The following is a 25,484-nucleotide window of genomic DNA, read 5'->3' as shown; positions in this document are numbered from 1 at the left end:
CGGTGCGACGGTTTCAGGCGGCGGGCGGCGCCACCGGGCCCGCCGCGTGGCGCCCGCCGATCAGTACCGAACGCAGCGCCCCCTTGTCCTGGAGCACCGTCATGTCCGCCGCCGGGTCGCGGTCCCAGACCACCAGGTCCGCGAGGCGGCCGGCGGCCACCACCCCGGCGTCCGCACCGCGCCCGGCCAGCTCGGCCCCGTTCGCGCAGGCCCACTTGATGACCGTCTCGGGCGCGATCCCGGCCCGCTCCACGTACATCACCAGCTCGTCCGCGTAGGTGCCGTGCGGGGTCCAGGCGAAGCCGAAGTCGTCGCCCGGCGCGATCTTCAGGCCGCGGTCCTCGGCCAGCGGCAGGAAGCGCAGGGTGTTCTCGATCTCGTCCCGGAAGTCCAGCGACTCCAGGTAGTCGGGGGCCTTGCCGAACCCCTCCCCGAGCGCGAGCAGCCGGTCCGGCTGGAACAGGCTCGGGACCACGAACACGCCCCGCCCGGCGATCTCGTCGAGCGCCCTGTCGTCCGCGTACGTGGCGTGGTCGATGACGTCGACCCCGGCGGCCAGCGCGTTGCGGATGCCGGCCAGGCCCCGGGAGTGAGCCCGCACCCGGGCGCCGCGGCGGTGCGCTGTCTCCACCACCAGGGACAACTCCTCGCGGGTGAAGAGGAGTTCCTCGGAGCGGGCGTTGGGGAAGGTGTCGTCGCCGGACGAGAAGACCTTGATGATCTCCGCGCCCTCGTCGATCTCCTCCTCCGTGTACTTCACCAGATCGCCGAGGACGTCCACGACCGGCATCAGCTCACGCGGCATCCGCTCCTTGAGCTCGGGCGATCGCCGTCCCGGCGGCCCCGACACCATCAGGTCGCGGCTGCACGGGGTGATGCGCGGACCGGCGATGACACCGGCCTCGATGGCGTTCTTCAGTGCCATGTCGATACCGGCGACCGATCCGGCCCCGACGAACGCCGTGTATCCGCAGCTCAGCAGGTCCGCCGCGTGCCGTGCGGCATGCAGCGCGACCTCGGGCACCCGGTACTTGAACAGCGTCTCGCGGCCCGTGGTGACATTCACGTACGCGATGTGGGTGTGCCCCAGCGTCATGCCGGGCAGCACCGTCGCCCCGGCCAGGTCCCAGCGGACGAAGTCACCCTCGGCGGGGGCCTCGGAGGCCGGCAGTACGGCTTCGATGCGCTCGCCCGTCACCAGGACGGAGCGGGCGGGCAGCGAGGCGCGGCCCAGCCCCTCCTGGACGGTGACGTCGTGCAGCAGCAGTCGGCGGTCAGTGCTCATGACCGGCTCCCCACAGGCTGTCGGGCTCCCTCGGAACGGGCGAGTACGGCGGGCCCGAACACCATCCACACCATGGGGACGCCCGGCCGTGAGACCTGGAACTCCAGCCGGTGCGCGGCGCGCCCCGGTTCGTTGGTGACGGCGGCGTCCGCGCGTCCCTCGGAGACCAGTTGGGCGGCGTGCATGGTGGACTCGGCGGGCACCCAGGCGATGTCGTAACCGCCCCGCCCGCCCTCGGCCCCGTCGAGCAGCTCCACCAGGCGGCGGGTCTCGTGCAGGGTCGCCAGCCGCAGGACCCCCTCGCGCAGACCCGGTGCCGGGGCGGCGATGCCGTACTCGGGCGTCGGCGAGGAGAAAGTGGCGTCCAGCCGCAGCCGGGGCGACCAGAAGAAGCGCGTCGCGCACTCGGCGGCGCCCGGCACCAGGGCGTAGGACGGTCCACCGTGGCTGCCGACGGCGGCGAGCAGCTCCTCGAAGGAGTCGTACGGCACGGGCTCCACGACGGGGCCGCCCAGGTGGGCGAGCCGGTGCCCGAGGCGGCCCAGGGCCACCATCGACGTGGTGCCGTCCGGGCCGAGGGTGCCGACGCGCAGGGTGCCGGGCCGCAGCAGTGGCGAGTGGGGTATGCGGGCGGGCTCCCACAGGATGGGGAACGGCGTCGCGTCGGAGTCGGAGTCCGCGTCGGTGTCGCGGATGTTCAGGGCGCGGAACAGGGGCTCGGTCATGCGCGGTGCCCCCGGGCCCCGGCGAGCCGGCGGGCGGCCGCCGTCTCGTGGTCGACGGCGGTACGCCGGTCGTGGATGCGCGCCGCCTTCCAGCTGACGAAGGCGCCGGTCGTGGTGACGGGGTCCAGCTCGTCCGGCAGCTCCACCCGGCAGCGCACCCCGAGCGCGTCGGCGACCCGCGCCGCGTGCGCGGCCTCCAGCCCGGGTTCGGGCCCGTCGGGCCCGTCGGGCAGGTCGAGCCGGACGGTGATCAGGTCCTCGCCGTCCGCGGTCCGGTCGATGACCACCTGGTAGCCGTAGCTGTGGTCGATCCGCCGGAGGACGGCCTGCTCGATCTGCCAGGCCTGGTAGCTGTGCCCGCCGAGCACGATCCGGTCGCGGGTGCGGCCGACGACCCGGATGACGGGGCCCCGGATGCCGCAGCCGCACGTGTTGGCGGCGAGCTCGACCAGGTCGCCGGTGCGGTAGCGGATCAGCGGCTTGATGCCGTCGATCAGCATGGTGACGACCAGCTCCCCGGTGCCCCGGTCGCCGAGCGGTGCGCCGGTGTCCGGGTCGACGAGCTCGGCGATGTAGTTGGGCCGGGCCAGGTGGAGCCGGCCGTGCGCGCAGGCCGAGGCGACGACCAGGGTCTCCTGGGAGCCGTAGAGCGCGTTGTACGTCCGGGCGTTCCAGGCCTGGTCGATCTGGCGGGCCAGGTCGGGGGTGCACATCTCGCCGGTGACCAGGAAGACCTTGACGGCGAAGTCGCGGCGCGGGTCGAGCCCCTGCTCACGGGCGGCGCGGGCGAGCGAGAGCGCCACGTTCGGGGTGCAGAACACCACGTCCAGGGCCAGGTCCCGCATCAGTTGCAGCGCCTTGGGGAAACCGATGACGGGGGAGTACGGCCAGATCTTGGCGACGGCCGAGCCCACGTTGCGGGCCACGTCGCCGAGGGTGTCGCCGAGCGAGTGCACCTCGGTGGGGCCCATCACGCCGACGCGCGGGGCCCGGTCGCCGAAGACGTCCGCGAAGATGTTGCGCCAGCTCTCCGTCACATGGGCGTTGGAGGCGACCACCTCGCGCGGGTCGCGGGGACACGGGGTGGCCGGGCCGGTGGTGCCGGTGGTCTCGTAGTAGAAGCACGCCTCGTCGAGATCACGGCTGAGGATGTCCGACATGGCCGCGCGCAGGTCGTCCTTCGTGGTGAAGGGCAGCGAGCTCACGTCGTCGAGGGTGAGCCGGCCGGCCGGCACGCCGGCCAGGTGCCGGGCGTAGAAGGGCGATCCGTCCTGCGCGAGCGCGACGACGTCACGCAGTTGCGACTGCGCCCATGCGCGCCACTCGTCCTCGCCGAGTTCACCCGCGGTGTACCGGTCGTGCAGGCTCAGGTAGCGCTCGATGAAGTCGCGGTGCTTCCCGGATGCGGGCAGCCACATGGATCCCCCAGGTGATTCGGCGGGTGCGGTGGACGGTGTGCCGTGCACCGGGCGCGTGCCCGGTGCGCCCGTACGCGTCCGGGAAGCGGCTATCCGATACTGCGGGCCGCACCGACGCGCCCTCAATTCGCCTTAGGAGGCAGTCCGTTCGCTCTAGGTGGCAGTGCGCAGGCAGGCCGCGTCGCTCATGCGGCCGCCTTGGCCGCGGTCACGAACTGCCTGATCAGGTCCGGGTCCTTGACGCCGCGGGTGCGCTCGACCCCGCTGGAGACGTCCACGCCCCAGGGCCGCAGGCCGGTGACCGCCCCGGCGACGTTGTCCGGGGACAGCCCGCCGGCCAGGAGCCACGGACCGGTGGGGGGCACGCCGAGAGCGGCCGGGTCCCAGCGCTCGCCGGAGCCGGGCCGGGGCGAGTCGATGATCAGCAGGTCCTCCCCGTACGCACCGGTCTCCAGCGGCGCCCCGCCCGCCGGGGAGGTGGCCCGGATCAGCCGGAAGCCGTCGGCGCGCAGCGCGGCGAACGCCTCGGGGGGCTCGGCGCCGTGCAGCTGCACGGTGTCGACGCCCGCCTCCGCGGCGGCCTTGCGCACCTCGTCGAGCGGCTCGCCGCGGAACACGGCGACCGTGGCGGTTCCCTCCGGCACCAGGGCGGTCAGGGCGCGGACGGCTGCCGGGGTGACCTGGCGGGGGCTCGGCGTGAGCACGAAGCCGATCGCGTCGGCCCCCGCCTCGACGGCGGCCGCCACGTCCTCGGGGCGGCTCAGGCCGCACACCTTGATGTACATGTCTTCTTCTCCTGGATCCGGGACGGGGACGGGGACGGGAACGGGAACGGGAACGGGAACGGGAACGGGAACGGGAACGGGACGTTCATGGTGTCAGGGTCGTCGGTGCTCACGACCGGACGGCGGTACGTGAGCACAGGAAGGCCAGCGCCCCCGCGGTCAGCCCGGCCGCCGTCAGGGCCAGCGCGGTCCGCGGACCGGCCGCCGACGCGAGCAGCCCGCCGAGCAGCCCGCCCACCGGGATCACCGCCCAGGTGAGGAACCGGAAGGTGGCGCTCACCCGGCCGATGAGCTCGGGAGGCACGGTCGCCTGGCGCAGCGTGATCGAGTGGATGTTGAAGATGGCGATGCCGAAGCCGTTGAGGACGTAGCCGGTCCCGAGGAGCGCGTAGCCGAGCCGGCTGCCGGAGCCGGGTGCGAGCGGCAGCAGCAGCGTCGCGGAGGAGGCCACCACCATCCCGAACACCATGGCCCGTCCCACCCCGAGCCGCTCCCCGAGCCGGCCCGCGGAAAGGGCGCCGCCGAACGCGCCGATACTGCCGACCGCGATGATCAGGCCGAGGCCGGCCGGACCGAGATGCAGGACGCGGATGCCGTAGAGCGGGAAGACGACCAGGACGACGTCCCAGAGCAGGTTGTACAGGGACGCGTGCAGCATGATCACGCGCAGCAGCCGGCTGTTCAGCGTCATGCGCAGCCCCGCGGCGATGTCCTTGCGTACGGAGGACGGGGCACCGTCCGGGCGGACCGGCCGGGTCTCCGGGGTGCGGATGCGCAGCAGCATGGCGGCGGCGAAGAGATAGCCGAGGCAGTCGACCAGGATGGCCACGGGCGCGGTGAGCACCTGGATCAGCGTCCCGCCGAGGCCCTGCCCGGCGGTCTCCGCGACCGAACGGCTGGCCTGCAGCTTGCTGTTGCCCTCGACCAGTTGCTCCCTGGCCACCAGCGAGGGCACGTACGCCTGGTACGCGACGTCGAACAGGGCGGTGAGCACCCCGGTCGCGAACGCCACGGCGCACAGGGCCCAGACGCCGAGCCCGCCCAGCCAGGCGAGCAGCGGTACGGCGGTGAGGATCGCGGCCCGCCCGAGGTTGGCGGTGATCATCAGCGGGCGGCGGCGTACCCGGTCGGCCAGCACTCCGGCGAACAGCGTGACGCACAGCACCGGCAGGTACTGGGCGCTGTTGAGCAGCCCCAGCTGGGCGGGGCTCGCGTCGAGCAGCACGATCGCGGTGACCGGCAGCGCGAGTTCGGTCACGCGGGAGCCGAGCAGGGAGACGGTCTGTCCGGCCCAGAGCCTGCGGAAGTCCCGGTGGTGCCACAGCCCGCGGGGCGGCTCCGGGGCCTCGGGCCCGGCCCGGTCGAGGAGCTCAGCCGATGACATGGGCTGCCTCCCGGGTGACCGGCTCCCCGGTGTCGGCGGGCTGTTCGCCCTGCGGGTGCCAGTCGAGCCGGTAGGAGGCGAGGGTCTGCCGGATCGCCGCTTCGACGTCCGCCGAGCGGCCGGCCCGGTAGCGGAACGTGCCGGCGGTGTGGACGGCGCCGCCGTTGCCGCTGAGCACCGTGCCGGGCGGCGGCAGCGTCTCGGAGCAGAGCGCCGGCACCCGGCCCACCAGCGAGGTCACCGCGTCCACGACGGCCGGGCGCACGGGCGGCTCGGGCATCATCAGATACCCGGCGACCGGACCGTCCAGGTCCATCGGCGCGATCGTCAGGTCCTCGCCGAGCTGCACCAGCGCGGAGGCGGCGACGAGGTCGACCCCGTACACCTCCTCCCAGACGACCCGGACCTGACCGCCGCCGGCCCGCGCGCCGATCTCCAGGAACACCAGGTCGTCGCCGTCGCCGTCGCTCTTGCCCGGGCCCTGCGGGGTGCGGAAGACCTCCAGGTGGAAGACGTCGTCGGTCAGGGCGAGGGCGGCGCACACGCGCTCGGCGAAGTCGGTCACCCGCTTCTCGAAGTCCCGGTCGTCGTTGGCGACCGAGCTGAAGGCCGTGCCGGTGGCGAAGTCGAGGCAGCTGCCGCCGCAGCGCCAGGCGCGGGAGGTGAGCAGCTTGCCGTCCTTCATCACCCCGTCGATCTGGTAGAGCGCCCCGTCGATGAACTCCTCGCACTGGGCGTCGGCCAGGCCGGCGTCGTTCAGCAGGGCGTCGAGCCGGTCTTCGGAACGCACCACGTGCACGCCCTGGCTGTCGGCGCCCGCACGCGGCTTGAGGACGAACGGATAGCCGTGCCGTGCGGCGAACTCCCGCACCAGTGCGGCCGTCGGCGTCTCCCGGAACGCGGGCACCCGCAGCCCGGCCGCCGCGACCAGGCCCTTCATCACGACCTTGTCCCGCACGGCGGCGACCTCATCGGGACCGCGCCCCGGGATGCCGAAACGCCGGCGGATCTCGCCCGCGGGCTCCAGGTCGAACTCGGAGAGCGCGAGGACATGGGTGAACGGCCCGTACAGCTCGACGAGTTGTGCGGTCTGCGCCAGCACCTCACCGGTGTCGGACAGATCGGACAGCACCCGGATGTCCTCGGCCAGCTCCCCGTCGAGCGGCGGCCGGCCGGCGGCGGTGGTGAGGTAGGCGACGCGGTCGGCGGTGTGGTCGAGATAGCGGTGGTACTCCGCGAAGGAGTTGGTCCAGCGGTTGATGATCAGGATATGGCGGTTCATCGGATCTCCGGATGGTTCGTGGACTGTCCTGCGGATGGCTCAGCTGAAGGTGACGGCGCGCTCGGCCCGTCGCAGCACCCTCGCCGTCTCCCGGTACGAGGCGCCCGCGGCGAGCACGTAACCGAGCCGGCCCGCCGAGCTGCCCGGGTCAGGCAGGGCGCTGCCCGGCGGCAGGAGCACGCCTATCTCCCGCACCCGCGGATCGGACTCGATCACCGGGTCGACGCGGAACTCGCGGTAGGTGTCGAGGCCGGGCCGCAGGAAGTAGCGGATGCCGGCCCGGGTGCCGGTGCGCGGGGTGGCCGGTTCGGGGTTGGGCAGGCCCAGGTAGCAGCGCAGCATGATCTCGTACAGGTCGTGGCCGCAGGCCAGGCGCAGCAGGTCGGGGATGCGGTCGCCGGGCAGCCGGGCCGCGACCTCCATCAGCAGCGGGCCGCGGGAGGACATCCGCAGCTCGGCGTGGAACGGGCCGATGCCGAGGGCGACGGCGTCCAGGACACGGGTGATGTACGTCCTGATCTCCCGGGCCGACGAGGACTTCAGCTGGGCCGGCACGATGTGGCCGACCTCGACGAAGTGCGGTTCGGCCCCGAGGATCTTCTCGGTGATGCCGAGGATGTGCACCTGGCCGTCCTCGACGTACCCCTCGACGCTGTACTCCGGCCCCTCGACGTACTCCTCGACCAGCACCAGCCCGACACCACCGCGCGACCCGTCGGCCCGGCCGGAGCGCAGCGCCCGGCGGAACGCGGCCACGGCCTCCGCCGCCGAGCCGGCCCTGCGGACGTCGAGGCTCCCCGACTGGTCGACCGGCTTGACCACGCACACCGGCCCGAGCTCCGCGTAGGCGGCGGCGGCCGACCGGGTGCCGGAGACGATCCGGTACCGGGGCTGGTCGAGCCCCGCCGCGTCCACGGCCCGGCGCATCCGGTGCTTGTGGCGCAGGAACTCCACGCCCGCCGGGTCGATGCCCGGCAGGCCGAGCGCGTCGGCGGCGTCGGCGGCGAGCGAGACGAAGTGCTCGAAGCCGGGCAGGACCGCGTCCAGCGGGGACTCGGCGTGCAGCGCGCGGACGAGGTCGAGGACGGCGGCCCGGTCGGAGGTGTCGGCGGTGATCACCCGGTCGGCCTTCGCCGGGGCGGTGCCGGGCCCGGTGCGGGCGGTCAGGACGAGGGCGGTGTGCCCGAGTTCATGGGCCCGGGTCACCAGTTCCAGTCCGGAGGAGCGGGGCTCGATGATCAGAACGGTGCTCATGCCGCTTCCTGCGGGGCCGGGGTGCCGGAGTCCGCGAACGCGGTGGCGCGGGCGGTGTCGAGGAGCTCCATGGACTCCAGGTGCAGGGCGAGGTCGCTGCGCGGCGCCGGTCGCTCGCCGCGGAAGTGGGCGTACGCCTGCTCGATGAACCGGGTGAGCGGGGCGTCCTGGACGACCCTGCGGACCGGGCGACCGGCGATGCGGACCTGGCCGAAGTCGTCGTCGCCGGAGACGGGGTAGTCCGCCACGAGCGTGCCCTCGGTGCCGTGGATGTGCAGCCGGCGGCGGCGTACCGGCGAGGCCAGATCGGTGTACAGCGTCGTCCGTACGCCGGAGGTGTGCCGCAGCGTGACCTCGGCGCCGCCCAGCCGGGCGAGCCGGCCGGACGGCAGTGGCAGGTCCCAGCCGCGCGATCCGGTCACCTCCGCGACGGGCCCGGCGAGGTGCAGGGCGAGCAGCAACTGGTGCGGCAGCTCGACCTCGAAGGCGCTGCCGTGGCCCTGGGTCTGCAGCGAACGGCGGAAGCGGGGCTTGCTCTGCTCCATGTGGTACGAGACCGGCTCACCGATCGTCCCCGAGGCGACGAGCTCCTCGGCGGCCTCGGTGACCCTGCTGGCGGGCCAGACGCTCATCGGCAGCACGACGGCCCCGGTGGCCTCCGTGAGGTCCACCAGGTGGGCGGCCTCCTGCACGGTGTGCGCGATCGGCTTCTCCAGGATGAAGCGCTGGGCCCCGACGTGCAGGAGCTGCTCCAGGCAGTCCCGGTGGGCGTCGGGCGGCACCGCCACGTGGAAGACGGCGTCGGCCACCCGGTGACCCGCCGCCCACAGCGCCGCCACGGCGCCGCGGATGTCCGGCACCCATTCCCCTCCAGCCACCTCGGCGGGGCGTGGGTCGACGGCGATCACCGTCGACCGGCCGCCGGTGATGTCCCGCAGCGCGCGATGGTGCAGATCGCGGCCCGCGTGTCCGTATCCGACGATGACGGAAGGTGAATTGCCTTTCTTCCTCATCTGGTTACCGCCCTTCGCTGTCGTAGTGAAAGGAGCTTCGCAGCGGGCCGGGAGAGGCTGCCAGGCCAATTCTCCGGACCCCTGGCGGACCACTTGGAAGGGGGTGTCGTGGCCGTTGGTGCCTCGAAAGGAACACGGCCGGCCGCCGAGGTGGTATTCGGCGGGCCGCCTTGTCAACAGGGGTGATGGATACGCTTGTTCGATGTATTCGGAATTGCGGCACCTATTCAATTCACCTGGAGAAGGAGTCAATTGATGAGCCTCGAAGGCCGGTCCGCCCTGGTCACCGGTGGTTCCCGCGGCATCGGACGGGCCATCGCGCTCCGTCTCGCGGCCGACGGTGCCGCGGTCGCCGTGAACTACCGCTCCCGCAAGGACGAGGCCGAGCGAACGGTCGAGGAGATCACCGCCCTGGGCGGGCGGGCGATCGCCCTGCAGGCCGACGTGTCGGACCCGGACGCCGCCCAGCAGCTGGTGGACGAGGCCATGGCCGGCCTCGGCGGACTGCACATCCTGGTGAACAACGCCGGAGTGGCGCAGGACGGGCTCATATTCGACCAGTCGCCCGAGGACTGGTGGGAGGTGCTCAAGGTCAACGTCGGCGGCGTCTACCACTGCACCCGGGCCGTCGCCGGTCACTTCATGTCCCGGCGCGACGGCAACATCATCAACATCTCCTCGGTCATGGGCGAGGGCGGCTGGGTCGGGCAGTCCAACTACTCGGCCTCCAAGGGGGCCGTCAACGCGTTCACCCGGGCCGCCGCCGTCGAACTGGCCCGCTTCGAGGTCCGCGTCAACGCGGTCCTCGCCGGGTTCACCACCACCGACCTGATCGGCGGACTGCTGGAGAAGGACGGCGGCAAGGCCATCAAACGGCAGCTGCCGCTGCGGGAGTTCGCGACACCCGAGCAGGTGGCCGGCGCGGTGTCCTTCCTGGCCGGCGAGGACTCCACGTACATCACCGGTGAACTGCTGCGCGTGGACGGCGGCTGGGCGGGCCAACTGGGCCTCGGCCGGTCCAAGTAGCGGAGCGCAGTTACGGGCCGCGCGGGAACGGAGGAAGCCCCGGGGAGACGCTCCCCGGGGCTTCCTCCGTTCCTTCCATCAGCCGATCCGCGCCAGCCCACGGGCGCCCTGCCGGCCGGAGCCGCGGGAGACGGTCAGCGGATCCCAGCCCTCCGCCCGCTCCGGAAGCAGGTCCGGGTCGCCCAGGAGCGCGCCCCGGTGGACCTCCGCCATGAGTCCGCGGCCCAGGATCTGCCCGGCCAGGGCCATGCCGCCGGCCGCGGAGCCGGTGATCCCGGTGCCGTGCCGGGTGTTGGTCCCCACCATGTGGAGCCCCTCGATGCTGGTGCGGGTGTCCGGGCGGCTGCCCGTACCACCCCACTCGGCCAGTCCGTACGGCGTCCCGCCGGTGGCGAGCGTGTAGCGCTCGTGGGTGATGGGGGTCGCCGTCTCCAGGTGCACGATGTGCTCGCGGAACGGACCGAGCGCCTCCTCCGCCGCGCTCAGCATCGACTCGGTCAGCTCGGCCTTGCGCCGCTGGTAGCCCTCGTTGCGCCGGTAGCGCTCACCGGCCGCGGGCCCGCTGTTCACGCCCCAGTACTCGTATCCGGGCGGACACAGCGTCATCACCTGGAAGTTGCTGTGCCCCGGCGGGCAGACGGCCGTGGTGCCCGGGTCCTTCAGCGAGGCGAACGACGCGAACAGGAAGGGCACCGGGCTGATGGTCTCCTTCGCCACCTGCTCGTAGTAGTTCTCGATGTCGTCGTCCCGGTACCACCACAGGTTGGCGTTGGGGCGGGCCGGCAGTTCCTTGTCGGTCGCGATGTAGAGCGTGGCCAGCGGCAGCGCCATCTTCGCCTGCCGGGTCCTCGACACCACCCGGCGGCCGAAGTGCTCCTCTCCCACGAGGTCGAACACGGTCCGGGAGTAGTCGGCGTTCGACACCACCAGGGGAGCGCTGTGGACGTCGCCGTCCGTCATCCCCACCCCGGTGACCCTGCCGTCCTCGACGAGGATGCGCTCCACCCGGCGTTTGGTCCGCAGCTCCCCGCCGTGCGCCTCCAGCGCCTCGACCAGCGCGGCGGCGAGCACCTGGCCGCCGCCCTCGGGGTAGTACGCGCCCCGCAGATAGTGATCGGTGACGGCCGCGTGCGTGGAGACGGTGGCCTGGCGCGGCCCCATCCCGTAGTTGGGCGACTGGGCGGCGAGCACGGTACGGGCCCGGGGGGTCAGCCCGCAGTGGTCGAAGAGCTCGGAGAGGGTACGGCGTCCCCACTCCGCGGTGACCGGTGTGCGCGCCAGCAGATCGGCCAGCGACGGCTCACCGTCCGACAGCATCATCGAACGGGTCTCCGCGGCGACGGCCGCGCAGATCCGGGTGAACCGCTCGATGCCCGCGCTCTGGGCCGGCAGCGCCGCTGTCAGCCGCTTCGTGTACGCCTCCCACCCGACGGGCACGTCCACCGTGAGACCGGGCAGGACGATCCGGTCGAAGCCGCCCCGGTCCATCTCCCGGTACGTCACCCGACCGTCGAGCCCCAGGCCGGAGAAGATCGCCGGCAGCAGCCCGCCCGGACCGCAGTCGCCCAGGTAGTGGACGCCCACGTCGAACTCGTAGGCCCGGCGGCGGCGGAAGACATGACTGTTTCCCCCCGCCACGTCGTGCTGCTCCAGTACGAGGACACGGCGGCCGCTCACGGCCAGGTACGCCGCACACACCAGGCCGCCCATGCCGCTTCCGACGACGATGGCGTCCCACTCATCCCGCTTCACCATGCGGCTCAACCGTCCTGTTCCTGTAGACCGGACCTATGTTCTTGACGCGGGTCAGGCCCGCTCGCGTACGACCAGCGCACCGGCGTTGCCGTCGTGGCCGACCGAGGTGATCAGACCGATCCGGGGCCCCCGGCCGCCCGGCGAGCCCTGCCAGCGGGCGAGCAGCGCCGCGAGCTGCAGGGCACCGCCCGCGCTGTACGTCTCGCCCAGCACCTCGGTGACCCGCACCGGCTCCGGCATCCGGCCCAGCGCGAGGCGCACGGCACGCTCCTCCACCCGGTCCAGTCCGATGTGGTCACCGGCTCCCAGGGACACGTCGGCCACGTCATCGGCCGCCACCCCGCTGCGCTCCAGTGCCCGGGTGATGGCGGTGACCAGGCCGCCCGTCAGGCCGCGGTGTACGCCGGCCCGCCTGCGTACCCCGGTCCAGCCGAAGAAGCCGACCTCGCAGGCCAGCAGCTCCGCGAGCACCGGCTCGCCGGCGGACTCCTCGGCCCGGACGACGAACACGGCGCTGCCCTCGCCGACCGGAGCGGCCTCCCGCAGCGTCCCGGCGTGGTGCCAGGCCCAGGCCGCCGGGGCGCTGAGCTCCTCCGCGCCGCCGACGAGCAGTTCCTCCGCGCGCCCCGCCGCCATGGCGAGCCTCGCGTGCCGGAAGGCGTAGAGGCTGGCGCTGCGGCCGCCGGCGACCGTGGCGTTCAGGCCCTTGAGCCCGTGCCGGATCGCCATCTGCCCGGCGCTGCAGTTCATGACGCTGCCCGCGAACTTGCCCGGGTTGATCAGGTAGGGCTTGTCCAGGGTGAGCGTCTCGTACAGCAGGTCGGAGTAGCCCGCGATGCTGCCGGTGTTGGTGGCCAGCACTACACCGGTCCTGGCCGGTTCCGTACCGGCCGCGGCGGGCCCCGCCGCTTCGAGCGCCTGCTTGCAGGCGACCAGGCTCAGACCGGCGAGCCGGTCCAGGTTCTTGGTGCCCTTGCGACCCAGGTGGTCGGCGGCCCTGAAGCCGGGCACGGGCCGGACCGGACGCGGCGGGTACGCCGCGTCCGCGCCGGTGACGGACTCCGGTGCCAAGTCCCCGTCCAGGGCCCCGGCCAGGGGCGCCAGCCCGTATCCCGCGCTGGAGACCACTCCGACGCCGACGACCGGCAGGGGCTGCACGGGCGCGGCCGTGGTCACAGGTACCTCCCGAGGATGGTGATGACGTTGTTGCCGCCGAAGGCGAAGCCGTGGTTCTGGACGATCTCCACCCGGGCGTCCCGGCCCCGGCCCGGGACGCAGTCCACGCCGGGCCCCAGCTCCGGGTCGGTCTCGACCAGGTTCGCGGTGGGCGGCAGGAAGCCCTGCTCCAGGGCGGTGCAGCAGGCGATGGCGCCGAAGCCGCTGGCCGCGCCCATGGTGTGGCCGAGCATCGACTTGATCGAGCTGATCGGCGGCAGCCGGTCGCCGAAGACCTGGCGGACCGCCCGGACCTCGGTCGCGTCGTTGGTCGGAGTGCCCGTGCCGTGGGCGCAGATGTAGTCGATCTGGTCGGGGACGACGCCTGCGTTGCGGTGCGCGGCCTTGATGCAGTCCGCGATGCTGGTGGCGTCCGGGTGCACCATGTGGGAGGCGTCGCAGTTCGCGGCGTACCCGAGCACCTCGGCGTAGATACGGGCCCCGCGGGCCAGGGCGTGCTCCAGCGGTTCGAGCAGCAGCGCGGCCCCGCCCTCGCCGGTGATGATGCCCGAACGGTTGGCGTCGAACGGCTGCGGCAGGTCCTCGGCCATGGCGCCCAGGGCGTAGAACCCGGCATGGGTCAGCCGGTTCACCGAGTCGGCGCCACCGGCCAGCATGAAGTCGGCCTCGCCCAGGCGCACCATGTCGAAGGCGTACCCCAGCGCGTAGTTGCTGGCCGAGCAGGCGGTCGGGATGGTCTGCGCGTCGCCGCTCAGGCCGAGTTCGGCGTTGACGGCGCCCGCTATCTGGCCGGCCGGCAACTGCCCGACCAGGCGCGGCTCCAGGCCCTTCAGGCCCTGGGTGACCCACTGACCGCCCAGGCTCTGGGCCACCGCGGACTCGCCGCTGGTGGTGCCCATGATCGAGCCGGACCGGCCCTCGGAGAGCAGCAGCGGGTCGATGCCGGAGTCCTCGACCGCCAGCCGGGACGCGGCGGCGGCCAGGAGAGCGCTGCGGCCCCAGCGGTCGGGGTCGAGGTGGTGCAGGAGGGCGGCCGGATCGAAGTCGTCGACCTCGGCGGCCTTGCGGCTGGGGAACGGGGTGGCGTCGAAGCTGCGGGCCGGCCCGATGCCGACCCGGCCCGCCCGGAGGGAATCGGCGAAGTCCCGCACGCCGATTCCGACCGGGCTGACCGCTCCGAGCCCCGTGATGACGACTCGGCGCAAGGTCGACTCAGGCATTCGTCGCGCATCCCTCGACGGCGAGCAGCAGGGCGCGGAGCGTGGTCAGGGACTCCAGCTCCTCCTTGGGCAGGACGAAGCCGAGCTCCTTCTCTATTCGGGAGACCACGGTGATCAGCGTGAGCGAGTCGCTGTCGTAGTCGTCGATGAACAGGCCGTCATCGGTCAACTCACCGTCTTCCAGTTCGAGTTCCTCGTTGACGATGTCGATGACGCGGATCCGCAGCTCGGCATCCAGTTCAACGGTCTGCACGGTCATGATGGGTCCTTTCGTAAGGAGAGAACGTGAAGGGGTTTCGCGACAGGTCGTGGGAAACGGGCCGGACGGATCAGGCGGCGGCCGGCGTCGGCGGCTTGAGGGTGATGGCGCCGATCTGCGTCAGCAGCAGCAGGTCCTGGCGGAAGCCCCAGTGCTCGACGACCTTGCCGTTCTCGATCCGGTAGATGTGGGTCTGCTCGACGTCCACGTCGCGCCCGGTCGGCGCGATGCCCAGGAAGTCGCCGGTGTGCTTGCCGGTGAAGCGCAGCCGCAGGACGGCGCGGTCACCCTCGGAGAAGCTGTCCAGGTGCTCCCACTTGGCGCCGGCGAAGGCACTGTGGACCCAGCGCGCGGTGCCGAGGTAGCCGTACGGGCCGTTCGGGACGCCGGCCTGCGCCTCGTAGTCGACGAAGTCGTCCGCGACGTACTTCAGAGCGGCCTCCTCGCTCAGGTCGTTGAAGATCAGGCCCATGTTGATGGAGAGTTCGAGTGCTTCGGTGCTCATCTGATTGCTCCTCAAACGGTGCGGAGGGAACCCGGGGAGAGACCCCGGAAATCTGTGGGGGTGCGGGCCGGGCGGGGCAGGTCAGTGCCCGGCGCCCAGGCCCCCGGTGACCGGGATGACCCCGGCGGTCACGTACGAGGCGTCCTCGCCGGCCAGGAAGCGCACGGCCGCGGCCACCTCCTCGGGGGTGCCGGTACGGGCCAGCGCGGTCCTGGCCAGGGCGGCCTTGCGGCGCGCGTCGGTGACGTGCCCGACCATGTCGGTCTCGATCATTCCGGGGGCCACCACGTTGACGGTGACGTTGCGCCGGCCGAGCTCGATGGCGAGCGACCGCGCGAACCCGATCAACGCGGCCTTCGCGGAGGCGTAGTTGGTCTGCCCCGGTGCGCCGGACATGCTGTTGATCGACGACATGTAGATCAGCCGGCCCCAACGGGCCTTGATCATCGCCGGGACGACCTCACGGGTGACGGTGACGGCGGCCTGGAAGTTGGTCTCCATCACGGCCCGGAAATCGTCCTCCGGCATACCGATCAGCAACTGGTCCCGGGTGATGCCCGCGTTGGAGACCAGGACCTCGACGGCCCCCTGCTGGATCGACACCTCCTCGACGGCGGCCCTGACCTGCTCGGGGTCGGTGACGTCGCACCGTACGGCGAAGAAGCCGGGCGGGGGCTCGCTGCTGCGGTAGGTGACGGCGACCTTGTGGCCCTCGGCCGCCAGGGCCCGCGCGGTGGCGAGCCCGATGCCCCGGTTTCCGCCGGTGACGAGTACGGAGCGGCTCATATGCACTTCCTCCTGGTGGGGCGCCGCGCACCGTGCGGCCGGATCTCGGTCGGGGTCGGGGAAGGGCGCCTCACGCGACGCCGTCCCACAGGGATGCGAGCTGGGCACCGGCACTCTCGGCGTCGAGGAAGAGCACCGAGTGCCAGCCGGCCGCCTCGGCGCCCGCGCAGTTCTGCGCCATGTCGTCCACGAGCACACAGCGCTCCGCGGGCACACCCGCCCGCTCGGCGGCCAGCGCGAACATGCCGGGCGACGGCTTGCGGTGACCCACCTCGAACGAGAGGATCACGTCGTCCCAGAGCCCGTCGGGCTCGATCATGCGCCGCCAGTAAGGGTCCCAGGCGGGCACCATGTTGGAGAGCATCCCGACGAACGCCCCACGGTCCCGGGCCTTGCGCAGCTGGGCCAGCCACTCGTGGTTGGTCTCCCGCCCGTCGAACCAGGCGTCCGCCATCGTGGTGAGGTGGAGCGTCACGCCGTGCTCGGCCTCCAGCACGTCGCCGATCTCCTGGAGCCACTCCTCCTCGGTCACCAGCGGGGTGTCGATCGGCTCCATGATGTCGCTGGTGCCGTACCGGGCGGTGACCGTGGCCAGGGCGCGGCCGAGGACCTGCTGGTCCAGGCCCAGCGAGGCGCAGAACGTCTTCATCGTGTGGGCGAGCGGAGGGGTGAGGACCCCGCCGAAGTCCGACCAGACGGCCAGTCGCGGTGGTGTGGTGTCAGACATGGCAGGCCCTCAGGATCCGTGGAGGTGGGAGACGTCGGCGACGGTGACGGTGAGCTCCGCGATCTCCTGCGCGTCCTGGTGGAAGCCCACCCGTATCCCGTACCGGCCGGCCGGCGCGGGGACCGGGGTCGCGGTCGCGGTCAGGGGAACGTCCAGTTCGGCGAAGCGCTGGAAGGCGCCCTCGTAACCGACGGCACAGAGGGAGGCGGAGCCGGACGCCGCGGAGGCCACGGGCCCGGCGGCCGCCCCCGCGGTGAACAGCGCCAGCTGGCGGGCCGCCTCCACCAGGGTCATCGCCGGAAGATGGTCGTAGACGTGGTCGAACAGCGCCGGGTTGTCGAAGCGCGGCGCGACCCGGGCCGTGACGGAGTCCGCGGTGAACTCCGGTTCCGTGAGGACGACGTTCAGCGGGTTGTCGCGGCCCACCAGCTCCGGAGCCACCCGCCTGACGGCACCCGGAGCCTCGGTGAAGTCCGAGCTGAGCGGCGCGGGAGTGCCGCGCTGGGCGTGCCGCAGGATCTCGTTCTCGTCCCCCTTGAGGAAGAGCACGTCCATGGAGTGGTCGCCCACGTGCACGTCACCCATGAAGATCCGCTGCTCCAGCCGGCCCTTGCGGTAACGCCCGCTGTGCCGGGCCGTCCTGCCGAAGAAGTCGGTGTCGACGCGCGGCGGACCGGCCTCGCCGCCGATCCGCAGCGCGGGCAGATTCCGCAGGGAGAACCGGAAGGCGTGGACGATGGCCATGGTCCCCGCCGGAACCCCGGCGTTCGTATGGCCACCGGCGATCGCCGCCTGGCGCCCCGCCTCCAGCAGCAGCAGGGAGTCGTGCAGCTTCGGCCGCTGCCGGTGGTCGCTGTAGTAGAGATGGGTGAGCGGCAGGTGGATGCCCGCGGTCACCGCCATCGGCCGCAGGCTCCTGACGTCCGTGACGAAGACCTCGGAGATCGCGGAACGGTGGGCGAGGGAGCGCTCGATCGTGCGCCCGTACTCGATGGCAGGAGCCACGGACGTCGTGGCGTCTTCCAGCACCTGGGTGGTCATCGGTTCCTCCGAACCAGTTCTCGGGGTGGTCTGCCGGGCGGGGGTCCCCGACGACGTGATCTTGGAGCCGCCAGGGACCCCGGCGGGCCGGTCAGCCGACCGGGACCGACACCTGGTTCTCCTCGGCCGCGTCGTCGCCGGCCCGCTCCGCGCTCCGCCTGATGAACAGGCCGCTCACCGCGCCGAGCAGCACCACGACCACACCGATCCACAGAGCGGCCTCCAGGCCGTCGGTGAACGCCGCGGCCGGGTCGCCCGAGGTGTTGTCGGCGAACTGGCGGCTGAACACGGTGGTGAGTGCGGCCACACCCAGCGCACCGCCGAACTCACGGCTGGTGTTGTTGGCACCGGACGCCTTGTTCTGCTCGTTCTCCGGGACCGCCGAGATCACCGTGGCGGGGTTGCCCGCGAAGACCAGGCCCATACCGATGCCGGCCAGCGCCAGCGCGGGCACCATGGCGCCGTACCCGACATCGGGCGTGACGACCAGGGCGATCCAGCCGAGGCCGATGCCCTGCAGGGCGCAGCCCGCCGACTGCAGCACTCCGCCGCCGATCCGGTCCACGAACTGACTGGCGACCGGCACCACGAACATCGGCGCCAGCGTCCACGGGATGGTGCGCAGACCCGCCTCGAACGGCGAGTAACCCATGGGGCCCTGCAGGAACTGGGTGAGGAAGAAGATCGACCCGAAGACACCGAAGTACATCGTGATCGACACCACGTTGCTCAGCACGAAGGCCGGCGCGCGGTACATGTGGGTGGGGATGAGCGGGTGCGCGCTGTTGCGCTCGGACACGATGAACGACACGGCCAGGACCACCGTCAGGGACAGCCCGGTCAGGGTCGTGACGTGGGTCCAGCCGTGGTCGGCCGCCGACACGATGCCCCAGACCGCCGACACGACCGAAGCGGTCACCAGCACCATGCTGGGGACGTTCAGGCTCCGCTCCTTGCCGCGGCTCTCGCTGACCGCCCAGAGGGCGAGCGGCAGGGCGATCACACCGACCGGCACGTTGATCCAGAAGATCCAGCTCCACTCGATCTTCTCGGTGACCAGACCGCCCGCGAGCGGACCGGCCGCGATGCCGAGGCCGTTGACGCCGCCCCACACACCGACCGCCAGATTCCGCTGCGCGCGGGACACCGCGCCGACGGCCAGGGTCAGCGACACCGGAAGGATGGCCGCCGCACCGGCACCCTGGAACACCCGGGCGATGACCAGCGTCACGACCGAACCGGCCATCGCGCAGGCCACGGAGGACACGGTGAACAGGGCGATGCCGCCCAGGAACACCCGACGGCGGCCGAACCGGTCACCCAGCGCCGCACCGGCCAGCAGCAGACCGGCGAACGCCAGCACGTAGCCGTTCATCACCCACTGCAGTTCGGACTGCTTGACGTCGAAGTCCTTGCTGATCTCCGCCAGCGCGTTGGTGACCACGAGGTTGTCCAGCGAGACCATGAACATGGGCAGGGAGGTGGCGACCAACGCCCAGAGAACGCCTCGGCTCTTGGTTGTCGTCATCGGATGTTCCCCTTGCTGCTTGTGGAGGAACTGCTCGTGGAGTCGCCCGTGGCGCGGTGGCCGTGGTGCTTCGGGGCCGAGCAGGGAAGACGGCGCAGGACGATCCGGTCCGAGGTCTCCCCGACCAGCACCGTTCCCACCTCACCGCTGAGCACGTAGTCGCCGTACGGCGTCACGGCCACCGTCGTGGGACCGCCGACGGGCCACGGCTCCACCCGGGAGCGGACGGTGGCGCTGCGCCAGCCGTCGCGCGAGCCCACGACCTTGACCCCGTCCACTCCGCCCGGCGCGCCGACGGCCTCACCGATGGAGTTGGTGACGACGACCAGGGAGCCGTCGGGACGCAGCCCGAGACCGTCCGTGCCCACCAGCGGCTCGGGAAGGTCGACCTCGGCCACCTTGCGGCCCGCCGGGGCGTCCGGACTGATCCGGAACATGCGGCCGTTGTCGTAGCGAAGGGCCAGCAGATAGCCGTCCGGGTGCCAGACGATGCCGTTCAGACCGACGATCTCCGCGGCGAAGCGGGGATCGGTCACCACCGGGGTGACGTGACCGGCCAGGTCGATCCGCTGGAGCGTGTCCGACACGGAGTCCGTGACGTAGACGTTCCCCTGCGGATCGAAGGTCAGGTCGTTGGCGAACGTCCGCGCGGCCCCCTGGGCGACATCGATACGCCGCTGCAGCTTGCCGGTGTCCAGGGCGAAGACAGCCACACCCGAGGTCGGGGGCTGGTCCCCGACATCCAGGCGCTGACGGATCCAGAAGTCGCTGTACGCGACGAGGATGCGGTTGCGCGCGGTGTCCACCCGGATGCCGAGTGTGGACACCATGCCGATGCTGGGCGCGATCTCCTTGACGGTGCCGTCCAGCCGGATCACCGAGAGGGTGCCCTTCAGGGCGGAGCCGACCAGGAAGGCGCGGCGCGTGGGGTCCCAGGCGACGCCCTCCGGGTAGACGTCGGCCGCCCGGGTGTTGATCACGTCCGGCCCGGCATGACGGCCGGCGACAGAGGCCGCCGGTGAGGGCGAATTCGCCAGGGCGGGGGCCGGGAGGGCAATCGGCGCGATCGCCGTGAGAACGGCCGCGGAGGCGAGCACGGCTCTTAGCGGAAGGGCGCGGGACACGGTATTCCTCTCATGGTGGGTCGGCGGAATCCGGACTCCGTGAGATGAGGGGAATAACGTGCACGGAGAATGCGAATTCCGGCGGCGCAACGGTCGGTGCAAGGTCGGTGAATTGCGGCGCCGTAACGCGCCGGGGGGCGCGTTCACTGCGGCACACCATCGAATCTAGGCGGGCCGCCGCGCGAAATGTAGAGGACCTAGGACGTACCGGGACTGTCTCCTTAGAGGCATTCCCGAACCGCTGTGACGTGCATGGACATACGCGCACGCGTACGACTGAGGGCCGTCACCCGGTGATGCGGGTGACGGCCCTCAGCCGTACGTCGTCGCCGTCGTCCGGCGCGCGGTCACGCGATGTGGTCGGCCTCGAGTTCCGCGTGGTAGCGGTTCTTGAAGCCGTGGATCAGCTGGCGGAGCAGGGCCGCACTGCGCGGATGCCGCACGTTGTGGCGGTCCGACAGGTGTATGTCGAGGGCCTCGATGCTGGGGTACGTGTTCTGCTGGGTCACGAATTCGGCGAAGACCTCGTACGCGATCTTGCTGAACTCCGCGTCCTCCTGCGCCCACTCCTCGGCCCACTCGTCGGAGGCCTCGACGACGGGCGTCGGCTGCTCCTCCTGGACCGGGGCCGCGGCCGGGATCTGCTCCTGCACCGCAACCACCGGAACCGGAACCTGGCCCTGCTCCTGGACCTGCGCCCCGTCGTCCTCGGGGGCCATCGGCACCTGCTCCGTACGCGGGCCGGGCACGGCACCGATCGTGCCGACGTTGCCCAGCGGCCGGGTGCGCCCGCGGGGGCCCGACGGGATCATGACGGGGGTGGGCTCCAGCCCCTCGACGTACGTCGGGTTGTACGAGCCCTCGTACGCCCCGTCCGGAACCTGCGCCGCGAACCACGGGCTGTCGTGCGTACCGGGGCCCTCCGCGGGCTGCTGCACCTGCTGCTCATCGGCCCACTCGCCGGGCACCGTCCGGGCGTACTGCTCCTGCGGGGCCTGCTGCGGCTGCGGCTGGGTCTGCTGGTTCTGCTGCGCCTGCTGGTTCGACGGGGACGCGTACGCGAGCTCGGGCTGCGACGCCGTCTCCACGGCGGCGGCCCGGGCCGGGGCCGGGGGCAGCAGGGCCGGTTCGATGCCGGCGGCGGCGAGTCCGGCGGGGCCGGTCTCGGCGAGCGGGACGCCGTACTTGGCGAGGCGGAGCGGCATCAGGGACTCGACGGGGGCCTTGCGGCGCCAGCCGCGGCCGAAGCGCGCCTGGAGGCGGGCCTGGTAGATCAGCCGGTCCTGTTCGAGCTTGATGACCTGCTCGTAGGACCGCAGCTCCCACAGCTTCATCCGGCGCCACAACCGGAACGTCGGTACGGGCGAGAGGAGCCACCGGGTGAGGCGGACGCCCTCCATGTGCTTGTCGGCCGTGATGTCGGCGATGCGGCCCACGGCGTGCCGGGCGGCCTCGACGGAGACGACGAACAGGATCGGGATCACGGCGTGCATGCCGGTGCCCAGCGGGTCGGGCCAGGCCGCGGCGCCGTTGAACGCGATCGTCGCGGCGGTCAGCAGCCAGGCCGTCTGACGCAGCAGCGGGAAGGGGATGCGCAGCCAGGTCAGCAGCAGGTCCAGCGCGAGCAGGACGCAGATTCCGGCGTCGATACCGATCGGGAAGACGACCGAGAAACCGCCGAAGCCCTTCTGTTCGGCGAGCTCGCGCACGGCTGCGTACGAGCCCGCGAAGCCGATCGCTGCGATGAGCACCGCACCGGCGACCACGAGCCCGATGAGTATCCGGTGCGTGCGTGTCAGCTGCATCGCGGCCACCCGCGACCCCTCCCCAATTCTTTGTCTCCGACGTCCGGTCCAGCGGGACGACTTGGAGTTCTGGCGGGCACAGCCTGGCACATGCCCGCGCGGGACGTCGCGCGGGGAGGGGCGAAGCCCGGTTCTCGGGTGAGGACCGGGCTTCGTAAAAACACTTCTGTGTAAGCGTGTTGGGGCCGGGTGCGGTCAGTCCGACTTCGTGGCCGAAGCGGAGGCCTTGGTGGAGGCCTTGGCGGAGGTCGAAGCAGAGGCCTTGGCGGACTGGGAGGGCTTCGGCGAGCCGCTCGGCTGTCCGCCGCCGTTGGCGTCGGCCACCGCGGCGACCGCCTCCTTGGCGGCCTTCTCGGCACCCTTCAGGATGTCCCCGGCGGACGGGGTCTTGGCGCCCGCGTAGCCCGCACCGTTGTAGTTGACGGTGACGACGACGTTGCCCGTACGGGCGACGACCGTCACGTACTTGAAGTCCTCACCCGTCTTGGTGAGGTCGTACGTGACCTTGGTGGCCACCTCGCCGATGCCGCTGACGGGAGCGGTGACGAGCTTCTTGGCACTCTCGGCCGCCTGTGCCTTGGCGACCTGCTTCGTGTAGTCCGTCCGGGCGCGCTCGGAGCCGCTGCCCACCGACTGGTCGGACGCGAAGCGGGTGAAGCCGACGTCGAGCCAGCGGTACTGGGAGCCCTTGACGCCGTTGTCGTCGAGGCCGTTCCACGAGCAGCCGCCGCGGGCGGCGGTGTCGCTGGACTTGCCGCGCGTACCGCTCTTGTTCTTGGCGGAGGGGACCAGGGACTTGACCGTCTTCGCGGTGACCGACTTGCACGGGTCGGGCAGCTCGGCGAACTTCGCCGGCGCGACGGCCGGTTCCGTCTTCGTCGCGTCCGGCGCGGCGGACGACGAGGAGGCGTCGTCCTTCTTGCCGTCGGAGTCCGACGAGCAGCCGGCGACGACGAGCATCACCGGGACGGCGGCGCAGGCGAGTATGCGGGTGAGTCGCGGGGCTGATCGGTGCATGGTTCCTTCACTCGGGTGGCGCGGCGGTCGGGGCGGGTGGTTCCGGAGGGCCACGGTACGACGGACGGGCACCGGATGGCGCCTCGGCCGGGAGTCACGCGGGGCGGCGTGGGGCGGTCGGGGCCTGGGCTACTCGCTGAACCTGTCGACCAGCTTCTCGCCCAGTGCCTGCGCCTTCTCCTGCAGTTCCTTGCTGTCGGGGACCTCGGTGGAGAGGACCGGCTGTGCGGTGTACTCGATGGTGACGATGACGTTCGATGTGCGGAATACCACCCTCACCGTGCGGTGCTGTGCGGTGGAACCTGCCGAAGTGAGCGAATCGTCCAGAAACGCACTGTCTCCGAGCTTGTCGAGGACGCGGGGCCGGAGGTTCTCGGCGGGGCTGCTGGCCGTGCCGCCGTCCGTGGTGGCGCCCGCGGTGTCCGCCGGGTCCGTCTTCCCGTCGGCGTTCGCGTTCCCCGTCGGGGAGCCATCGGACGAGGGCGTCTCCTTCTCCGCGTCGTCGGGCGGGAGGGAGGCCGAGGGGAGGTCCGCGGCGTCCTCCTTCTTCGCGTACACCTCGCGGGCGCGGTCGTCGTCGCTCACGGCGGGGTCGTAGGAGACGACACGCTCGAAGTCGATGGCGATGCCGCGGGAGGCGTCGGGCGCCTCGGACGCCCAGCGGCAGCCGACCCGGCGGTCCGTGTCGAACGTTCCGGCGGGCGTGCCCTCGTACACCTTCTCCTGCTGGGCCTCGGGCAGTTGCGCGGCGCCGGGCAGCAGGTCCTTCAGCGTGGCGAGAGGGATGGCGCGGCAGGCCTCGGGCAGGGTGAGGTACTTCCCCGGGGGCGCGGCGGATGCGGTCAGGGTGCCGGGCTTGCTGTCGGTGGCGGATGCGTCGTCCTCGGTGCCGGCACTGCAGCCGGCGACGAGTGCTGCGATCAGCACGGCGCCTGGTACGTACGCCATTCGTCGCACGGTCCTGGGCTCCCTTCGCGCGAAAAGCGGTTGCCGCTCGATGGCGGCCGGTGGACACAATGTGTATCGCACGCGCCGCCGTGAATGCCGGTCGACCGACTCATTTGCCGACCTTGGCACCGGTTTTGCGCTTTCAGTCTTTTCGGGGGAATCGAGGGGTTATGTCGTATGTAGAGGTACCGGGCGCGAAGGTTCCCATCCGCATGTGGACCGACCCGGCCTCGGTCGAGGACGTCGCGATGCAGCAGCTGCGCAATGTCGCCACCCTGCCCTGGATCAAGGGTCTGGCCGTGATGCCGGACGTCCACTTCGGCAAGGGCGCCACCGTCGGCTCGGTGATCGCGATGCACGGAGCGGTCTGCCCGGCGGCGGTGGGCGTGGACATCGGCTGCGGCATGTCCGCGGTGAAGACCTCGCTGACCGCCAACGACCTGCCCGGGGACCTGTCCCCGCTCCGGTCGAAGATCGAGCAGGCCATTCCGGTGGGCCGCGGGATGCACGACGACCCGGTGGACCCGGGCCGGCTGCACGGTTTCGCGGCGACCGACTGGGACGACTTCTGGGGGCGGTTCGACGGAGTGGCCGATGCGGTCAAATTCCGTCAGGAACGTGCCACGAAGCAGATGGGAACGCTCGGCGGGGGAAATCACCACATCGAGGTCTCCCTGGACGAAGTCGGCGCCGTATGGCTGACACTGCACTCCGGATCGCGGGCCATCGGCAAAGAACTCGCCGACTTCCACATCGGCCAGGCGCAGAAGCTTTCGCACAACCTGGGTCTGGTCGACCGCGACCTGGCGGTCTTCCTCGCGGAGACCCCGGAGATGGCGGCCTACCGTAACGACCTCTTCTGGGCGCAGGAGTACGCGAAGCACAACCGCGCGACGATGATGGCGCTCTTGAAGGGCGTGGTGCGCAAGGAGTTCAAGAAGGCGAGCGTGGCCTTCGACCAGGAAGTCAGCTGCCACCACAACTACGTGGCGGAGGAGCGCTACGAGGGCATGGACCTGCTGGTCACCCGCAAGGGGGCGATTCGGGCGGGCAGCGGCGAACTGGGGATCATTCCGGGCTCGATGGGCACGGCCACGTACATCGTGAAGGGCCTCGGCAATGAAAAGGCGTTCAATTCGGCTTCGCACGGGGCAGGTCGCCGAATGAGCCGTAACGCAGCCAAGAAGCGGTTCTCGACGCGTGACCTGGTGGAGCAGACTCAGGGGGTGGAGTGCCGCAAGGACTCCGGCGTCGTGGACGAGATCCCTGGTGCGTACAAGCCCATCGAGCAGGTCATGCAGCAGCAGCGCGACCTGGTCGAGGTCGTCGCGAAGCTGAAGCAGGTCATCTGTGTGAAGGGCTGAAGCGTGGGCGGCGGGTCCGCCTCTCGGTGTGTCGCCTCTGGCGGCCGCCGCCCACGC

Annotated in this window: 23 protein-coding genes; 2 read left to right on the top strand and 21 right to left on the bottom strand. The window is 71.6% G+C overall.

Annotated features, from left to right (window positions below; translation table 11 throughout):
* Positions 1-13 precede the first annotated feature (13 nt).
* From ACIBJG_RS13290 to ACIBJG_RS13255, 8 genes are all read right to left on the bottom strand, one after another.
* Positions 14-1,285 (bottom strand): amidohydrolase family protein, encoded by a 1,272-nt coding sequence (locus ACIBJG_RS13290; RefSeq protein ID WP_399307588.1) that lies wholly within the window; start codon positions 1,283-1,285, stop codon positions 14-16.
* A complete protein-coding gene (locus ACIBJG_RS13285) occupies positions 1,282-2,010 on the bottom strand; it encodes a hypothetical protein (protein WP_399307587.1) in 729 nt (242 codons plus the stop codon). The genes ACIBJG_RS13290 and ACIBJG_RS13285 overlap by 4 nt, the downstream gene beginning before the upstream one ends.
* A complete protein-coding gene (locus ACIBJG_RS13280; protein WP_399307586.1) occupies positions 2,007-3,428 on the bottom strand; it encodes a phenylacetate--CoA ligase family protein in 1,422 nt (473 codons plus the stop codon). The genes ACIBJG_RS13285 and ACIBJG_RS13280 overlap by 4 nt, the downstream gene beginning before the upstream one ends.
* 185 nt (positions 3,429-3,613) lie before the next feature.
* The gene (locus tag ACIBJG_RS13275) at positions 3,614-4,213 is read right to left on the bottom strand and encodes a phosphoribosylanthranilate isomerase (protein ID WP_399307585.1); all 600 of its coding nucleotides are present in this window, start codon (positions 4,211-4,213) and stop codon (positions 3,614-3,616) included.
* Positions 4,214-4,322: 109 nt separating this feature from the next.
* On the bottom strand, positions 4,323-5,597 hold the full coding sequence (locus ACIBJG_RS13270; RefSeq protein WP_399307584.1) for an MFS transporter: 1,275 nt from the start codon (positions 5,595-5,597) through the stop codon (positions 4,323-4,325).
* Entirely contained in the window at positions 5,584-6,879 is a 1,296-nt protein-coding gene (locus tag ACIBJG_RS13265; protein WP_399307583.1) for an acetyl-CoA carboxylase biotin carboxylase subunit family protein, read from the bottom strand. The genes ACIBJG_RS13270 and ACIBJG_RS13265 overlap by 14 nt, the downstream gene beginning before the upstream one ends.
* 39 nt (positions 6,880-6,918) lie before the next feature.
* Entirely contained in the window at positions 6,919-8,133 is a 1,215-nt protein-coding gene (locus tag ACIBJG_RS13260; protein ID WP_399307582.1) for an ATP-grasp domain-containing protein, read from the bottom strand.
* Positions 8,130-9,146: a Gfo/Idh/MocA family protein gene (locus ACIBJG_RS13255; RefSeq protein WP_399307581.1), complete on the bottom strand. Its 1,017-nt coding sequence runs from the start codon at positions 9,144-9,146 to the stop codon at positions 8,130-8,132. The genes ACIBJG_RS13260 and ACIBJG_RS13255 overlap by 4 nt, the downstream gene beginning before the upstream one ends.
* A gap of 255 nt (positions 9,147-9,401) precedes the next feature.
* Between ACIBJG_RS13255 and ACIBJG_RS13250 the strand changes: the two genes are divergently transcribed.
* Positions 9,402-10,172: an SDR family NAD(P)-dependent oxidoreductase gene (locus tag ACIBJG_RS13250; RefSeq protein ID WP_399307580.1), complete on the top strand. Its 771-nt coding sequence runs from the start codon at positions 9,402-9,404 to the stop codon at positions 10,170-10,172.
* Positions 10,173-10,250: 78 nt separating this feature from the next.
* Here the strand turns inward: ACIBJG_RS13250 and ACIBJG_RS13245 are convergent, their stop codons facing one another.
* The 13 genes from ACIBJG_RS13245 to ACIBJG_RS13185 form a co-directional block, all read right to left on the bottom strand.
* Positions 10,251-11,927: a phytoene desaturase family protein gene (locus ACIBJG_RS13245; RefSeq protein ID WP_399307579.1), complete on the bottom strand. Its 1,677-nt coding sequence runs from the start codon at positions 11,925-11,927 to the stop codon at positions 10,251-10,253.
* Positions 11,928-11,978: 51 nt separating this feature from the next.
* The gene (locus tag ACIBJG_RS13240; protein ID WP_399307578.1) at positions 11,979-13,103 is read right to left on the bottom strand and encodes a beta-ketoacyl synthase N-terminal-like domain-containing protein; all 1,125 of its coding nucleotides are present in this window, start codon (positions 13,101-13,103) and stop codon (positions 11,979-11,981) included.
* The gene (locus ACIBJG_RS13235) at positions 13,100-14,323 is read right to left on the bottom strand and encodes a beta-ketoacyl-[acyl-carrier-protein] synthase family protein (protein ID WP_399307577.1); all 1,224 of its coding nucleotides are present in this window, start codon (positions 14,321-14,323) and stop codon (positions 13,100-13,102) included. The genes ACIBJG_RS13240 and ACIBJG_RS13235 overlap by 4 nt, the downstream gene beginning before the upstream one ends.
* The gene (locus tag ACIBJG_RS13230; protein ID WP_399307576.1) at positions 14,316-14,582 is read right to left on the bottom strand and encodes a phosphopantetheine-binding protein; all 267 of its coding nucleotides are present in this window, start codon (positions 14,580-14,582) and stop codon (positions 14,316-14,318) included. The genes ACIBJG_RS13235 and ACIBJG_RS13230 overlap by 8 nt, the downstream gene beginning before the upstream one ends.
* A 70-nt stretch (positions 14,583-14,652) precedes the next feature.
* A complete protein-coding gene (locus ACIBJG_RS13225) occupies positions 14,653-15,087 on the bottom strand; it encodes an ester cyclase (protein ID WP_399307575.1) in 435 nt (144 codons plus the stop codon).
* A gap of 81 nt (positions 15,088-15,168) precedes the next feature.
* Entirely contained in the window at positions 15,169-15,873 is a 705-nt protein-coding gene (gene fabG, locus ACIBJG_RS13220) for a 3-oxoacyl-ACP reductase FabG (protein WP_399307574.1), read from the bottom strand.
* 70 nt (positions 15,874-15,943) lie between these two features.
* Entirely contained in the window at positions 15,944-16,600 is a 657-nt protein-coding gene (locus ACIBJG_RS13215) for an HAD-IA family hydrolase (RefSeq protein WP_399307573.1), read from the bottom strand.
* A 9-nt stretch (positions 16,601-16,609) separates the two neighbouring features.
* Positions 16,610-17,641, bottom strand: a complete 1,032-nt coding sequence (locus tag ACIBJG_RS13210) for an AfsA-related hotdog domain-containing protein (protein ID WP_399307572.1) — start codon at positions 17,639-17,641, stop codon at positions 16,610-16,612.
* A gap of 91 nt (positions 17,642-17,732) precedes the next feature.
* Positions 17,733-19,169, bottom strand: coding sequence for an MFS transporter (locus tag ACIBJG_RS13205; RefSeq protein WP_399307571.1), 1,437 nt, complete (start codon positions 19,167-19,169; stop codon positions 17,733-17,735).
* The gene (locus ACIBJG_RS13200; protein WP_399307570.1) at positions 19,166-20,266 is read right to left on the bottom strand and encodes an SMP-30/gluconolactonase/LRE family protein; all 1,101 of its coding nucleotides are present in this window, start codon (positions 20,264-20,266) and stop codon (positions 19,166-19,168) included. The genes ACIBJG_RS13205 and ACIBJG_RS13200 overlap by 4 nt, the downstream gene beginning before the upstream one ends.
* Before the next feature lie 374 nt (positions 20,267-20,640).
* A complete protein-coding gene (locus tag ACIBJG_RS13195) occupies positions 20,641-22,098 on the bottom strand; it encodes a DUF2637 domain-containing protein (RefSeq protein WP_399307569.1) in 1,458 nt (485 codons plus the stop codon).
* A 195-nt stretch (positions 22,099-22,293) separates the two neighbouring features.
* Complete coding sequence (locus ACIBJG_RS13190) at positions 22,294-23,115, bottom strand: DUF3558 family protein (protein ID WP_399307568.1); 822 nt, start codon at positions 23,113-23,115, stop codon at positions 22,294-22,296.
* Positions 23,116-23,244: 129 nt separating this feature from the next.
* Entirely contained in the window at positions 23,245-24,063 is an 819-nt protein-coding gene (locus ACIBJG_RS13185; RefSeq protein ID WP_399307567.1) for a DUF3558 domain-containing protein, read from the bottom strand.
* 170 nt (positions 24,064-24,233) lie between these two features.
* Here ACIBJG_RS13185 and ACIBJG_RS13180 point away from each other — a divergent pair, with 170 nt between their 5' ends.
* Positions 24,234-25,427 carry an RtcB family protein gene (locus ACIBJG_RS13180; RefSeq protein WP_399307566.1) on the top strand — a complete coding sequence of 398 codons (1,194 nt, stop codon included), beginning with the start codon at positions 24,234-24,236 and terminating at the stop codon, positions 25,425-25,427.
* Positions 25,428-25,484: the final 57 nt, after the last annotated feature.

The organism is Streptomyces sp. NPDC050422 (assembly GCF_044458665.1).
GTDB lineage: Bacteria > Actinomycetota > Actinomycetes > Streptomycetales > Streptomycetaceae > Streptomyces.
Note: the sequence above shows the minus strand (reverse complement) of the source record. Positions and strands in the feature narration are given on the sequence as shown.